Annotated in this window: 15 protein-coding genes; 7 read left to right on the top strand and 8 right to left on the bottom strand. The window is 31.3% G+C overall.

All coding sequences use genetic code 11. The features are described 5' to 3' along the window. Positions 1–12: 12 nt before the first annotated feature. From CHB67_RS04200 to CHB67_RS04190, 3 genes are read left to right on the top strand one after another with little or no spacing between them, the layout of a single operon-like run. Complete coding sequence (locus tag CHB67_RS04200) at positions 13–768, top strand: SDR family NAD(P)-dependent oxidoreductase (protein ID WP_089380490.1); 756 nt, start codon at positions 13–15, stop codon at positions 766–768. Between the two features lie 8 nt (positions 769–776). Continuing rightward, positions 777–1919 carry an ATP-binding protein gene (locus CHB67_RS04195; protein ID WP_089380489.1) on the top strand — a complete coding sequence of 381 codons (1143 nt, stop codon included), beginning with the start codon at positions 777–779 and terminating at the stop codon, positions 1917–1919. Positions 1920–1955: 36 nt separating this feature from the next. Then, positions 1956–2687 (top strand): metallophosphoesterase, encoded by a 732-nt coding sequence (locus CHB67_RS04190; protein ID WP_089380488.1) that lies wholly within the window; start codon positions 1956–1958, stop codon positions 2685–2687. A 141-nt stretch (positions 2688–2828) separates the two neighbouring features. Here the strand turns inward: CHB67_RS04190 and amaB are convergent, their stop codons facing one another. From amaB to CHB67_RS04175, 3 genes are all read right to left on the bottom strand, one after another. Further along, entirely contained in the window at positions 2829–4370 is a 1542-nt protein-coding gene (amaB, locus tag CHB67_RS04185) for an L-piperidine-6-carboxylate dehydrogenase (protein ID WP_089380487.1), read from the bottom strand. A gap of 130 nt (positions 4371–4500) precedes the next feature. Beyond that, positions 4501–5721: an outer membrane beta-barrel protein gene (locus tag CHB67_RS04180; RefSeq protein ID WP_089380486.1), complete on the bottom strand. Its 1221-nt coding sequence runs from the start codon at positions 5719–5721 to the stop codon at positions 4501–4503. Between the two features lie 16 nt (positions 5722–5737). Further along, on the bottom strand, positions 5738–6274 hold the full coding sequence (locus tag CHB67_RS04175) for an RNA polymerase sigma factor (RefSeq protein ID WP_089380485.1): 537 nt from the start codon (positions 6272–6274) through the stop codon (positions 5738–5740). 89 nt (positions 6275–6363) lie between these two features. On the opposite strand from CHB67_RS04175, the gene CHB67_RS04170 reads away from it, so the two are divergent. Continuing rightward, positions 6364–7344, top strand: coding sequence for a LuxE/PaaK family acyltransferase (locus CHB67_RS04170; protein ID WP_089380484.1), 981 nt, complete (start codon positions 6364–6366; stop codon positions 7342–7344). 203 nt (positions 7345–7547) lie between these two features. On the opposite strand, the gene tyrS is transcribed toward CHB67_RS04170, so the two are convergent. After that, entirely contained in the window at positions 7548–8834 is a 1287-nt protein-coding gene (gene tyrS, locus CHB67_RS04165) for a tyrosine--tRNA ligase (RefSeq protein ID WP_089380483.1), read from the bottom strand. A gap of 82 nt (positions 8835–8916) precedes the next feature. Between tyrS and CHB67_RS04160 the strand changes: the two genes are divergently transcribed. Continuing rightward, complete coding sequence (locus CHB67_RS04160; protein ID WP_089380675.1) at positions 8917–9921, top strand: NAD-dependent epimerase/dehydratase family protein; 1005 nt, start codon at positions 8917–8919, stop codon at positions 9919–9921. Positions 9922–10013: 92 nt separating this feature from the next. Here CHB67_RS04160 and CHB67_RS04155 read toward each other — a convergent pair whose 3' ends face one another. From CHB67_RS04155 to CHB67_RS04145, 3 genes are read right to left on the bottom strand one after another with little or no spacing between them, the layout of a single operon-like run. After that, positions 10014–10382: a DUF4296 domain-containing protein gene (locus CHB67_RS04155; RefSeq protein ID WP_176461210.1), complete on the bottom strand. Its 369-nt coding sequence runs from the start codon at positions 10380–10382 to the stop codon at positions 10014–10016. Between the two features lie 34 nt (positions 10383–10416). Next, positions 10417–11766 (bottom strand): dihydroorotase, encoded by a 1350-nt coding sequence (locus tag CHB67_RS04150; protein WP_176461209.1) that lies wholly within the window; start codon positions 11764–11766, stop codon positions 10417–10419. A gap of 11 nt (positions 11767–11777) precedes the next feature. Beyond that, complete coding sequence (locus CHB67_RS04145; protein ID WP_089380480.1) at positions 11778–12497, bottom strand: polyprenol monophosphomannose synthase; 720 nt, start codon at positions 12495–12497, stop codon at positions 11778–11780. 70 nt (positions 12498–12567) lie between these two features. On the opposite strand from CHB67_RS04145, the gene CHB67_RS04140 reads away from it, so the two are divergent. Further along, positions 12568–13230: a DUF4271 domain-containing protein gene (locus CHB67_RS04140; protein WP_089380479.1), complete on the top strand. Its 663-nt coding sequence runs from the start codon at positions 12568–12570 to the stop codon at positions 13228–13230. Positions 13231–13246: 16 nt separating this feature from the next. Further along, a complete protein-coding gene (locus CHB67_RS04135) occupies positions 13247–13993 on the top strand; it encodes a uroporphyrinogen-III synthase (protein WP_089380478.1) in 747 nt (248 codons plus the stop codon). Positions 13994–14043: 50 nt separating this feature from the next. Here the strand turns inward: CHB67_RS04135 and radA are convergent, their stop codons facing one another. Continuing rightward, positions 14044–15402: a DNA repair protein RadA gene (gene radA, locus CHB67_RS04130; RefSeq protein ID WP_089380477.1), complete on the bottom strand. Its 1359-nt coding sequence runs from the start codon at positions 15400–15402 to the stop codon at positions 14044–14046. Between the last annotated feature and the right edge of the window lie 35 nt (positions 15403–15437).

The following is a 15437-nucleotide window of genomic DNA, read 5'->3' as shown; positions in this document are numbered from 1 at the left end:
TAAAAAGTAAACATGAATCATAAAACAGCATTTATTACTGGAGCAACTTCAGGAATAGGAAAAGCAACCGCCGAAATTTTCGCAAAATATCAGTTTCAATTAATTCTCTGCGGAAGACGTAGTGATAGATTGGTCGAATTAAAAGAAACCTTAAGCAAACAAACAAAAGTAACCACCTTACAATTTGATGTTCGTAATAGAGAAGAAGTATTTAAAGCTGTTGCTTCACTTTCGAAGGAATTTCAAAAAATAGATATTTTAATTAACAATGCTGGAAATGCGCACGGCTTAAGTACCATTCAAGATGGAAGTATAGATGATTGGGATGCAATGTTGGATATTAACGTAAAAGGTTTGTTATATGTTTCAAAATCAATTTTGCCTCAAATGGTTGAAAGAAATAGCGGTTTTGTTGTAAATATAGGCTCTATAGCGGGCAAAGAAGTATATGTTAATGGAAATGTGTATTGCGCGTCAAAACACGCAGTAAACGCTTTAAATAAAGCGATGCGTATAGATTTAAACAAACATAACATTCGTGTTTCAGCAATTCATCCAGGAGCTGTTGAAACTGAGTTCTCAGAAGTGCGTTTTAAAGGGGATACAGAAAAAGCAAGCAATGTATACAAAGGTTTTGATGCTTTACAAGCCAAAGATATAGCTGAAATTATTCATTTTGTTGTAAGTAGACCAGCGCATGTAAATATTGAAGATTTAGTGGTGTATCCAACAGCACAAGCTAGTGCTACAATTTTAAACAAAGAATAATTGTTGAGATGATTAATAGGCGACTTCTTGTAAAAAATTTATTAGCACATAATGATGAAAATAGCTTTTATGATAAAAAGCAAAAAATAACATTACATACCAAAGAAGGAAAAGCTAAATTTTTAAAACACGTATGCGCACTTTCAAATTCAAACCCTGAAAATAATTCTTATATAGTTGTTGGGGTTGAAGATCAATTCAATAAAATTGAAGGTGTCGATTTTTTTGACGATAGTAAAATTCAAAATTTAATTAACTCTTATCTTAATAATCCTCCTGAAATACTCTACGAAAACATTGCATTCCCTAGCTTACCAAGGCACAAAGTTGTTGGTTTGGTTACCATTGGACCAATTAACAAAGTAACCTCTTTAAAAAAAGGTATTTGGAAATATGTAAGAGGCCGTATTTTTTATAGAAGAGGCAGTAATTCAATGTCCACTTTAGGGCGGTTTGAATTAAAAAGCACCAATAAATCAATTGTTGAAGCTATTGAAAAAAATGCCAGTAATAACATTGAATTAACCTTAGATGGCGTATTCGATTTTATGGAACGGCATAAAGATGAATACCACCCAGCTTATAAAGTTTTCAACGAACAATTTGTTTTGTGTTGGGCAGGAAAAAAGAAACAAGTAGAAAAAAAAATATTTTATTCGCGTGTTGATATTGAGTTGATTACTGAGCAAGTTCGTTTGTTTTATTCAGCGTTAGATGAAGTGAAAATTGAATTTAACCATACTTCTTTCCGAATTACTGAATATGTATATTTGGGGATTAAAGAAGAATTTGATTATTATCCGTTAGAGAAAACAGTAATTCATTTTAAAGAAAATGGTAAGCATGATATTGCCGTAGAATATTTATTTCAACCACCAAAATTCGATGTATATATTTTGCATCACGTTTTAAATAGTTGCAATGCCATACTAGAAAAATTAAAGAATAAATTACCACTTACTGAACTTGAAGAACTAGATTTAAAAGAATTACCTACAAATTATATGCTTTGTGTGTTGAATGACATTCCAAATGCTTACCAAAAATTGATGGAGGCAAAAAGCTATTTAAAGAATTTACCAGATATTTCAACATACGTTAAATATAAAGAAGCCGTTCGTGTACTTCGAAAAGTAAAATACAGTCAATAATTATTAAATTGTTATTTTTGCAGCTTAATTTTTTTTATGAAAAGTAGAACATTGGTTATTGGAGATGTTCATGGCGCTTTAAGAGCCCTTGTACAAGTGATGGAAAGAGCAAACGTAACTGCTAACGATACCCTTATTTTTTTAGGTGATTATGTTGATGGTTGGAGCGATGCTGCCACTACTGTAAATTATTTAATTCAGTTAAAAACAACGCATAATTGTGTATTTATCAAAGGGAATCATGATGAGTTATTTTTGAACTGGCTTACAAAAGAAAAACACAATCCGCAATGGTTATTGCACGGCGGACAAGCAACTATAGATTCTTATAGCGCACTTTCTAAAGGAGCAATTGATGTACATATTCAATTTTTTGAAAGTTTAGAAAATTACTATTTAGATACTGAAAATAGGTTGTTTTTACATGCAGGTTTTACAAACGAACATGGTGTTGAAAAGGAGGCGTTTACTAAAAGTTTTTACTGGGATAGAACTTTGTGGGAAATGGTATTGGCAATGGATAAAAATTTAAGTATTGATAGTGTTTATTACCCTAAAAGATTAAAGCATTACGCTGAAATTTACATTGGGCATACTGTTTTATCTAGAATTAATGAAACCACACCACAACAACGTGCAAATGTTTGGAATATTGATACTGCTGCTGCTTTAAAAGGTCCGTTAACAATTTTAGATGTTGATACTAAGGAATTTTGGCAAAGTGAACCAGCGTATAAATTATACCTAAATGAAAAGGGTAGAAATTAAAAAATAGGCTGTTTTAAAATAGAATTTTCATCAACCTGAACTTGTTTCAGGTTGTCATTCAATTTGGTGTTTAGGATGATGAGATTCTGAAACAAATTCAGAATGACGGTTCTCAATAATTTTAAAACAGCCTATCTTAGTTTATAAATCGAATTTTATTCCTTGCGCTAAAGGTAATTCGGTGGTGTAATTTATGGTATTTGTTTGACGGCGCATATATATTTTCCAAGCATCAGAGCCAGATTCTCTTCCGCCACCAGTATCTTTTTCACCACCAAAAGCACCGCCAATTTCAGCTCCTGAAGTTCCAATATTTACATTCGCTATTCCACAATCTGAACCAGCTTGTGATAAAAATAATTCGGCTTCACGCAAATTGTTGGTCATAATTGCCGATGATAAGCCTTGATTTACACCATTCTGTATTTCAATGGCATTTTCTACACCACCAGTGTATTTTAATAAATATAAAATAGGTGCAAAGGTCTCATGTTGTACAATTTCAAAATGATTTTCAGCTTCAGCAATAGCAGGTTTTACATAACAGCCACTTTCATAACCTTCACCACTTAAAACACCGCCTTCTACAATTAAATTTCCACCTTCTTCAACTACTTTTTGCAAGGCAGCTTTATACATTTTTACAGCAGCTTTATCAATTAGCGGCCCTACGTGGTTGTGTTCATCTAGCGGATTTCCAATTCGTAATTGTTTATAAGCATCAATCAAGGTATTTTTAACCAAGTCGTACATAGATTCATGAATAATTAATCTGCGTGTTGAAGTACAACGTTGCCCTGCAGTACCTACAGCGCCAAAAACAGCACCAATAATACTAATTTTTATATCTGCATCAGGGGTGATGATAATAGCATTATTTCCACCTAACTCTAACAACGATTTTCCTAAACGCTCGCCAACTGTACTTGCTACAATTTTGCCCATGCGTGTAGATCCGGTAGCTGAAATTAAAGGAATACGTTTATCTGTGGTCATAAATTCACCTACTTTGTAATCGCCATTTATAATGCATGAAATTCCTTCAGGTAAATTATTTTCTTTTAAAATTTCAGCAATTATGTGCTGACAAGCAATGCTGCACAAAGGTGCTTTTTCTGAAGCTTTCCAAATACATACATCACCACTAATCCATGCTAAAGCAGTATTCCAACTCCATACAGCCACAGGAAAATTAAAAGCCGAGATTATACCTACAATTCCAAGTGGATGGTATTGTTCATACATTCTGTGCCCAGGGCGTTCAGAGTGCATGGTTAATCCGTGTAATTGACGAGACAAGCCTACAGCAAAATCACAAATGTCAATCATTTCCTGAACTTCACCCAAACCTTCTTGCAGTGATTTTCCCATTTCATAAGAAACCAATTCACCCAAAGGTTTTTTTAAATCGCGTAATTTATTACCGAATTGTCGCACAATTTCACCTCGTTGAGGTGCTGGCATTAACCGCCAAGTTTTAAAGGCGCTTTGAGCAGTTTTAACAACTTTTTCATAATCTTCTTTTGTGGTTGAAGTTACCTTGCCAATTAGTTTTCCGTCAACAGGAGAAAAGGAGGAAATTTCCGCTCCATTTCCAAAGAAATTAGCACCTGTAGAAGTACCTGAATTAATTTTTTGTATGTTTAATTTTTGCAGCGTATTTTGGATGGTTAATGTTTCCATAAAGCAAATAGTTTAGTTTTGGTATATAACAAAGCTACAAATAAAAAACGGTTAAAAAAGTAAAGCCATTTCAAACTTGAAATGGCCTTTCTTCATTCAGTATTTGGTAACCAGCCAAATAATAAACCAACTAAAACTTATAATTTAATCCTGTATAAACTCCTAAATAATACGATTGAATATCCCCGCTATTTTTAGAAAAGGTATTTGTTTGTACTTTAAGCATTGGAGTCACATTGATAAACAAATTTTTATAGATTGAGTAATCTACGTCAACACCAAAATTACCACTAAAGTTAATATCTCTTAAATTGTTTGAACTACCCAAACTTTGTGAAAAAGAAGTTGTTTCAACAAAAACTTCATCTTTATTTAAAAGTAATGTACTAACTCCTCCAATTATATTTACCCCAATTTTACCATCGGTAATATTGTATTTTATTTCAACAGGAATTTCAATATACCCAAAAACCTGATTTAAACTTGCAGCGTTTTCGGGGTTGAAATTAGATGCTGCTTTTGCTAAGTCAGGGTTTTCTTTACCTAAAATTGGTAAGTTTGAAACATTAGATAAACCTACCACAGCAACCCCTGGAGTAACATATACATTGTTTGTTGTTTGTCCTAAGCTAATAAGGTTTACACCCGATTGTAAACTAAATTTTTTGTTTAATTTATAAGAGAATTTAACACCGTAAGAATACGATGAATTTCCAGATGTTTTATTATTATTAAACTGCTCATCTACACCTGAACCGTCACCAAAAGAATTGAAAAAAATTGGTGCAAAAATAGTTGCTACCGTAAATTTACTTTCTGTGATGTTTTTGTTAAGTTTAGCGTTTGGAGCATATCCTGTAAATGGAATTCGTTTGGTGTTCGGATAATTTAAGCTGTTAATCGTTTTTTCTGGTATACTTGTTTCTTCAGCTATAGATGTATTAGCAATTGTTTCATTAGAAGTAGCTGAGAGTACATCTATAGAAAGGTTAGCGTTTAAAGGTATTACCTTACTTTTTGAATTTACTTTTTTAGAAGAATCAACTGTTGAGGCTGTTGTAGTATTTGTAGTACTATCTGTATCAATTATTCTTTTAGGTATCGTATTTTTCTTCGGAAGTAAGTTTTTTGTAATACTATTTTGTGGCATAAAATAAATAGTTCCTATGCTAAAAAATAGCACTAATAGCGCAGCGATACTTGAAAGTTTCGCCCAAAAAGGAAGTCTACGTTTTTGTTGTTTCCTACTCAGGTTTCTTTCAATAGCATTCCACGATTTATTAGGAGGAAAAACTTCATAGTCTTTTAATTTCTCCTGAAATATTCTATCTATATTTTTTAAATCTCTCACTTTTACCTATATATTCTTATACAGATTGCTGACTTTCTTGATGTGTTTCAATTTTAGTTTTTAAAATTGCTCTTGCTCGGGCTAAATTTGATTTTGATGTGCCTTCTGCAATATGCAACATTTTTGAAATTTCTTTGTGAGAATGCCCATCCAATACATAAAGGTTAAAAACCATTCGGTATCTATCAGGTAATTCTTGTATTAAACTTAATAAAAAGTCTAATGAAATTTCATCATCATCAATGTCAACAATCACTTCGTCAGGAATCTCTTCTGTAACAATATTTAACACGTTTTTTTTCCTGTACTTTACTAAAACTGTGTTAATCATAACGCGTTTCATCCAACCTTCAAACGATCCACTAAACTTAAATTGCCCAATTTTATTAAAAATGGTAACAAAACCATCTTGAAAATTATCTTGCGCTTCTTGTTTGTTTTTGGAATACTTCAGGCATATAGAAAATAATTTACCTGCAAAAAGCTGATAAATTTGTTCTTGTGCCTTTGGGTCGTTATCCGCACATTGTTTTATAAGTTTATTTAAACTCAACGTACTAGCGTTATTAATTATTAATAAGATACCTAAAAGAGTGATAGGTTGCGTAAATTTACATTACTTTTGTATCGTTTCCCAATTTTATGAAAAGAAATTTATTTTTTAACATTCAAGGTATCAGTGAGTTTGAACAATTTGCTTTGGAAATATTTCAATTTCAAGCTCAAAAAAATACGGTTTATCGCGAATTTTTAGCACACTTAAAAACCGATATTTTTGCTGTAAATTCCATAAACGAAATTCCTTTTTTACCCATTCAATTTTTTAAGTCACACCAAATTGTTGCTTCTAATAATGCCATTCAACAAACATTTTTAAGCAGCGGAACTACAGGAATGCAACAAAGTAAGCATTTGGTTACTGATGTTGCTATTTATGAAGAAAGCTTTAGAAAAGGCTTTGAATATTTTTATGGAAACATTGAAGATTATACGGTTTTAGCTTTACTACCATCTTATTTAGAGCGCGATGGATCATCGTTAATCTATATGGTGAATGATATGATTCAGCAATCTAAAAAACCTAAAAGTGGCTTTTATTTAAATAATTTGGAAGAATTAGCGCAGAATTTAATTGAATTAGATAAAAAAGGTGAAAAAGTGCTGTTAATTGGAGTTTCGTTTGCATTGTTAGATTTGGTTGAAGCTCATAAGTTTCAATTAAAAAACACCATAGTTATGGAAACTGGTGGTATGAAAGGTCGCCGAAAAGAATTGATTAGAGAAGAATTGCACGAAATTTTATGTGATGGTTTTGGAGTGACTGAAATTCATTCAGAATATGGTATGACGGAATTATTGAGTCAGGGTTATTCAAAAGGAAACGGAATTTTTGAATGCCCGCCTTGGATGAAAATTCTAACTCGTGATACGGAAGATGCATTGACTATTTTACCTGAAGGAAAATCGGGAGGTATCAATGTAATTGATTTGGCAAATATAAATTCTTGCTCATTTATTGCTACACAAGATTTAGGGAAAACCTATTCAAATAATACTTTTGAAGTGCTGGGGCGCTTTGATAATTCAGATATTAGAGGTTGTAATTTGTTATTGTTGAAGTAGTTTTAATATAAATTGTCATTCCTGCGAAGGCAGGAATCTACAATCAAAGTGTTTTTCAATTATTTATTTTCAACAATGGAAAAGAAAAATATAACAAACGATGGTACTAATATGATGAGACCATGAAACAAGTTTAGGGTGACGTTATTGAAGTAAAAAAGACCGCTTTCAGCAGTCTTTTTAAAATTATATTAGTAAGTTATTTATACAACTTTCAATAAAAAATAACTTTTTTTACCGCGTTGTAGTAGCACAAATTTATCGGCTATTAAATCATTTGTAGAAATTACAAAATCATCTTTTACCTTTTCTTTATTTACAGAAATTGAATTTTCTTTTAAGGCTCTTCGCACTTCACCGTTTGATTTTAAGAAACCAGTTTCAGCAAAAGCAGCTACAATATCCAATCCGTTTTCAACAACAGAGCGCTCAATTTCGGCCTGAGGAACACCATCAAAAACATCTAAAAATGTTTGTTCGTCTAAACTTTTTAAATCGTTAGCAGTAGATTTTCCAAATAAAATATTTGAAGCTTTTATGGCATTGTCATACGCTTCTCTACCGTGTGTCATAACGGTAACTTCTTCTCCAAGTCTCTTTTGAAGTAAACGTAAGTGCGGTGTTTCTTTGTGTTCAGCAATTAAGTTTTCAATAGTTTCTTTATCTAAAAACGTAAAAATCTTAATGTATTTTTCTGAATCTTCATCAGATGAGTTTAACCAGTATTGGTAGTATTTATAAGGTGAAGTTCTTTCTGCATCTAACCATATATTTCCACCTGCAGTTTTTCCAAACTTGCTTCCATCAGCTTTTGTAATTAATTTACAAGTTAAAGCATAAGCTTTTCCTTGTGCTTTACGCCTCACCAATTCAGTTCCGGTAGTAATGTTTCCCCACTGATCTGAACCTCCCATTTGAAGCTTCACATTTTTTTCTTTGTACAAATGGTAAAAATCGTATCCTTGAAATAATTGGTACGTAAATTCAGTAAAACTCATTCCAGTTTGTGAATCAGATCCCAAACGTTTTTTTACAGAATCTTTCGCCATCATATAGTTTACAGTAATATGTTTACCTACATCACGCACAAAATCAATTAACGAAATATCTTTCATCCAATCGTAATTGTTTACCAATTCTGCAGGATTTTCAACAGCGCTATCAAACTTTAAAAAACGTTCTAATTGTCCCTTTACACCAGCAACATTTTTTGCCAATGTTTCTTCATCTAGTAAATTACGCTCATCCGATTTTCCAGAAGGATCTCCAACCATTCCTGTAGCTCCACCAACCAACGCAATGGCATTATGACCCGCTTTTTGAAAATGCATTAAAATAATGATAGGAACTAAACTACCAATATGAAGTGAATCTGCAGTTGGATCAAATCCTATATAACCTGCAGTTTTGTTATTTAATAAATAGTCTTCAGTTTCAGGCATAATATCGTGTAACATGCCTCTCCAACGTAATTCTTCAACAAAATTCATTCTCTAAATTTTTAATTTGCGCAAAGATAAAATTTTAGTTGTAGAAATACCTTTAAACAAACATTTTTGTTACATTCGTTTTATGATTTTAGTCACCGGAGGAACAGGATTGGTAGGGTCGCATTTATTGTATCAACTTTCTTTAGAAAATGATAAGATAAGAGCCATTCACAGAAAAAACAGCAATTTAGAAGCTGTAAAAAATGTTTTTAGTTATTACTCAACCAATTTTGAAGCGTTATTCCATAAAATTGAATGGATTGAAGCTGATATTTCAGATGTTTTTTCCTTAGAAATTGCTTTTGAAAATGTGACAGAAGTATACCATTCCGCAGCGTTGATTTCTTTTGGTAAAAAGGATTACAAAGCGATGCGAAAAATTAATATTGATGGCACCGCGAATATTGCTAATTTTTGTATTGAAAATAAAGTTACAAAATTATGTTTTGTAAGTTCGGTAGCCGCTGTTGGAAAATCTTTGAATGGAAATTTTATTGATGAAACAACAGAATGGGATATTGAAAAAAGTAATTATGGTTATGCCATTACAAAATATGGTGCCGAAATGGAAGTTTGGAGGGCATCACAAGAAGGTGTTCCGGTTGTAATTGTAAATCCTGGAGTAATACTTGGACCTGGATTTTGGGCTAGTGGTTCAGGAAAACTATTTAGCAAAATACATAAAGGTTTTAAATTTTATACGGAAGGCATTACAGGGTATGTTGCAGTAAATGATGTGGTAAAGGCAATGCTTCAATTAATGAAAAGTGTTGTTAAAAATGAGCGTTTTATTTTAGTTTCAGAAAACCAATCTTTTAAAAGTATATTTACTGAAATTGCTCAAAATTTCGATAAAAAACCACCAAGTATAAAAGTTTCAAAATTAATGAGTGAAATGGGTTGGCGTTTAGAAAAAGTTAAATCAATACTTACAGGAAAGCCCGCATTATTATCGAAAAATACTGCAGAAACTATTCATACCAGTCGGTTTTATTCTTCAGAAAAAATAATAAAATCACTTGATTTTAAGTTTGAGCCCCTTTCTAAAACCATTAAGGAGGTTTGTGGGTTTTACAAAAAGGGGTAAAACGAATTGAGAATACCCGAAAATAATAAAATTATAAGAAAGTTGTTTCTAAAAGAACTTACAAATTGGCTAGGAATTTCTAGCTAACCAATTTATTCAATTGTTCTACTTTTTTTCATTTGAAGCGAATCCCTTTTCATTCTTTTAATGGAATCTTGTACGTTTTTTTCGTCTTCAAATTGCTTTCTTAATTTTTTTAATCGATCGTCAACTCGTTTTAAAATTTTATCATATTCATCAATTTTTGAAGTATAATAAAAGTTACTTTCTTTAAATTGTGTGCTATCAATTTGATATTTTTCGTACACTAATGGGTAATAATTAACATTACGCTGTAAATGAATGTTTTTAATATTTTTTCCGCCAGTAGCTAAAAATAAATCGGTTAAAACATCAACCATTTGATCTTTAGAAATTAAATTATCAGGCTTTTTAATAATTGTATTACTGGTACAATTCATTAAAAAAAGGCTTATAAAAAATATGTAAATAATTTTATTCATTGGGTCTATTAAACACTAAGCGTTTTCCTTTAATGGTATCATTAAACGTTCCAGATTTGTAAATTAAGTTTCCATTTACAAAAGTATGCGTAATTTTTGAGTAAAAAGTTGTGCCTTCAAAAGGAGACCAACCACATTTGTATAAAATATTATCATTGTTTACTGTCCAAGGTGAAGCAATATCAACCAACACTAAATCTGCATAAAAACCTTTTTTAATAAACCCTCTTTTTTCGATATGGAAAATTTTTGCAGGATTATGGCACATTTTTTCAACAATTTTTTCAATGGATATTTTTCCTTGTCGGTGTGCTTTTAACAATGCAGGTAATGCGTGTTGAACTAAAGGTCCGCCACTTGGAGCTTTTGTATAAACCTGATTTTTTTCTTCTTTAGTATGTGGTGCGTGGTCTGTAGCAATTACGTCAATTCTATCGTCTAATAAAGCTTTCCAAAGCCCTTCTTTATCTTTAGCCGTTTTAACGGCAGGATTCCATTTTATATAGGTTCCTTTTTCGGCATAATCACTTTCATCAAACCATAAATGGTGTACACAAACTTCAGCAGTAATTTTCTTTTTCTCTACAGGAAGTTTGTTCGAAAAAAGTGCTGTTTCTTTGGCAGTAGACAAATGGAATACGTGTAAACGTGCACCCGTTTTTTTTGCCAATTCAATGGCTTTTGAAGAGGATAAATAACAAGCCTGCTCACTTCTAATCTTAGGATGTTTATCAATTGGAATATCTTCTCCGTACTCTTCTAAATAGCTTTCTAAATTAGCTTTAATGGTTGCTTCATCTTCACAATGCACAGCAATTAACATTTTTGTTGAAGAAAATATTTTTTCCAATACTTTTTCGTCATCAACTAACATATTTCCTGTTGAAGAACCTAAGAATAATTTGATACCTGCTACATTTTTAGGGTCTGTTTTTAACAATTCTTCTAAATTATCATTAGTACCGCCAAACATAAATGAATAGTTGGCATACGATGATTTTGAAGCAGTTTCAAACTTTTGTTCCAGTAATTCTTGAGTAGTTGCCTGCGGAACGGTATTTGGCATTTCAATAAAAGAAGTAATACCACCAGCAACAGCAGCTCTACTTTCAGTTTCTATGTTTGCTTTTTTTGTTAAACCAGGCTCACGAAAATGAACTTGGTCATCAATAGCTCCAGGAAGTAAATATTTTCCTTCGGCATCAATAATTATAGTATTTGCAGATTTTGAACTTATTGAAGTATCTATATCAATAATATGTTCTCCATCAATTAAAACATCACCTTCCAAAATTGCACCTTCGTTTACAATTTTAGCATTTTTAATAAGTGTTAACCCCATAATCTTTTTCTTTATTTTGGCAATCCTTGTAACTTCATTTTTATTACACCAAAAACAGCTTCTGAAATTATACCACTGCTCATTTTTGATGTTCCTTCTTTTCTATCGGTAAAAATAACCGAAACTTCTTTGTATCTAAATTTTCTTAACCAGGCTTTAAATTTCATTTCAATTTGAAACGCATACCCTATAAATTTAATTTTATCTAAATTAATACTTTCCAAAACGGTTCGTTTGTAGCAAACAAAACCAGCGGTTGTATCAAAAATAGGAATTTGAGTTATAATTTGCACATATTTTGATGCGAAATAAGACAAAAATAACCGTTTAAAATCCCAATTTACTACATTTATTTTATTATTTAAATATCTAGAACCTATTGAAAAATCGGCGCCATCAATTTCACAGGCGTTGTATAATCGTATTAAATCTTTTGGGTTGTGCGAAAAATCAGCATCCATTTCAATAATGTAATCGTATTTTTTATTTAAAGCCCATTTAAACCCGTGAATATATGCTGTTCCTAAGCCACTTTTATCTTTTCTAACTTCTAAATATAAATTAGAAAACTTCAGTTTTAACTTTTTAACAATTGTAGCTGTACCATCAGGTGAATTATCGTCTACAATTAAAATGTCAAATTGCTTTTCTTGTGAAAATACAGCATCAATTATAGCTTCAATATTTTCTTTTTCATTATAGGTAGGTATAATAACAAGCGTATTTGACATATAAATTTATTAGTGCGCAAAGATAAAACAATTTATTACTAATTTTGCGTTAAAAATTAGAACTTAGTGAATGTTTGAAGCAAAAGAAATAATTTCTCAAAATAACGATTGGATTGCCTTAATATTCCTTACTATTTTTATAATTTTAGTAGTTATTAAGCTGTCTTTTAGCGAGCGATTAAACTACACAAGCACCCTTTTTTTTTCCAAAAAAAATTTTGCTACTTATGCTAATAAAGAGAATAGAAATATATTTAATATGTTTCAAATTTTATTTTTTGTGATTCAACTTTTGGTGTTTTCTTTGCTTTTTTATGAATTATTAGCTTATTTAAAACCAACTTTTAAGACTTTAAACCTTTATAATTTTTTGATAATACTAGCTGGAGTTTTTTTATATTTTGCTTTAAGATATTTAATAGGGGTGTTTTTAGCATCTATTTTCAATTTAAGTGAAATTTATAAAAAAATGGTTTATGAAAAAACAAATTACCTTAATAGTCTGTGTATAAGTATTTTGCCTTTTTTATTATTTTTATTTTATACAGATAACTATAAAATTATTTTTTCAAGAATAACATTAATTCTTTTTGTTTTTTTATTGTTAGTTCGCTATGCATGGGTAATTAGAAACAATAAAAAGCTCATTTTTAATAACTTGTTATATTTTATTTTGTACCTTTGCGCACTTGAAATAGCACCCTTAGTAATTATTTTAAAATTAACTATTTAAGACAAAATTGAAGTTTATGAAAGTGAAAACAATTTTGGTTTCCCAGCCAGCTCCTAAAACGGAAAATTCACCATATATTGAATTATCAGAGAAGCAAAAAGTAAAAATAGATTTTAGACCTTTTATTCATGTTGAAGGTGTAGAGGCTAAAGCTGTTAGAGCTCAAAAAATAGATTTAAGCAATTTTACTGCAGTTATTTTAACAAGTAGAAATGCGGTAGATCATTTTTTTAGAGTTGCCGAAGAAATGCGTTTTACAGTGCCAGATTCTATGAAATATTTTTGTCAGTCAGAAGCTGTTGCTTACTATTTACAAAAATACGTAGTATATCGCAAACGTAAAATTTATGTAGGTACTCGTACATTTCCAGAATTAGCGAAATTGATTAAAAAATATAAAGACGAAAAGTTTTTATTACCTTCTTCAGATAAGTTAAAAGACATAGTTCCTGATACGTTAAATGAATTAGGTGTAAATTGGAAAAGAGCTATTTTATTTAATACAGTAGTAAGTGACCTTTCAGATTTAGAAGATGTATTTTATGATGTTTTAGTATTTTTTAGTCCTTCAGGGATAGATTCTTTATTTCAGAATTTCCCTAAATTTGAACAAAAAAATACGCGAATTGCAGTATTTGGAAATACAACTGTAAAAGCAGCTCAAGATGCAGGTTTAAAATGTAATATACAAGCTCCAACTCCTGAGACGCCTTCAATGACAATGGCTTTGGAGAAATATATTGTTACAGCAAATAAAAAATAAGAGCATAAAATTATAAAAATTGAAAAGCCGAGTACAATACTCGGCTTTTTTTATGCAAATAGGTTTGCGTAAATATCATCAACTTTTGTAACCTTTACAATTTTAATGGTGTGATTGGTGTTGCTAATTTTATTAAATTTTGAAATAAATATTTTATTAAAACCTAGTTTTTCAGCCTCTAAAATCCGTTGCTCAACACGGTTTACAGGTCTAATTTCACCTGCTAAACCAATTTCGGCGGCAAAGCAATAATCTTGCGGAATGGCTTCATCTTCATTTGAAGATAAAATAGCTGAAATTACAGCTAAATCTATAGCTGGATCATCCACTTTTATACCACCAGCAATATTTAAAAAAACATCTTTTGCGCCTAATCTAAACCCGGCGCGTTTTTCTAAAACTGCTAATAACATATTTAAACGTTTTAAATCATAACCAGTTGCAGATCTTTGAGGTGTTCCGTAAACAGCGGTGCTCACTAGTGCTTGTACTTCAATCATTAAAGGTCGCATTCCTTCAAGGGTTGCGGCAATGGCTGTTCCGCTTAAATCATCTTCTTTTTGTGAAATTAATATTTCTGAAGGATTGTCAACTTCACGTAAGCCTATGCTTTGCATTTCGTAAATTCCTAATTCAGCCGTAGATCCAAATCGGTTTTTATTAGCTCTTAAAATTCGGTAGGTATGATTTCTGTCGCCTTCAAACTGTAAAACAACATCAACCATATGTTCTAAAATTTTTGGTCCAGCAATGTTTCCATCTTTGGTTATATGGCCAATTAGAAGTACTGGAGTAGCTGTTTCCTTAGCAAATTTTGTTAACTCAGCGGTGGTTTCTCTAATTTGAGAAATCGAGCCTGGTGAAGCTTCAATATATTCGGTATGAAGGGTTTGTATAGAGTCAATTACAACCACATCTGGTTGCACTTCTTCAATAGCTCTAAAAATGTTTTGCGTATTGGTTTCTGTTAAAATTAAACAATTGGTATTGGCGATTTGTAAACGCTCGGCACGCATTTTTATTTGCGACTGACTTTCTTCTCCTGAAACATACAATACCTTTTTTGGAATATTTAATGCAATTTGAAGCAGTAAAGTTGATTTTCCAATTCCGGGTTCTCCACCTAGCAACAGCATAGAGCCTCTTACAATTCCACCCCCTAAAACTCTATTTAATTCGTTGTTTCGTGTTGAAATTCGATCTTCTTTATCTAAAGAAATTTCGTTTATTTTTAAAGCTTTATTTGCTTTTTTAGTACTGGTAGTTTGTTTCCAGTTTCGTTTTTCTTCCTTCTGAATAACTTCTTCAACAATAGTATTCCACTCGTTACAAGATTTACATTGTCCCATCCATTTTGCATATTGTGAACCACAATTTTGACAGAAAAAAGAAGTTTTAGTTTTGGCCATATTTACGTATTTGAAAAACGTAAATATAGAAAGAA

The organism is Lutibacter agarilyticus (assembly GCF_900188235.1).
In the GTDB taxonomy this organism is placed as follows: Bacteria; Bacteroidota; Bacteroidia; order Flavobacteriales; family Flavobacteriaceae; genus Lutibacter; species Lutibacter agarilyticus.
The sequence above is the reverse complement of the archived record's forward strand: the minus strand, read 5'-3'. Positions and strand labels throughout refer to the sequence as shown.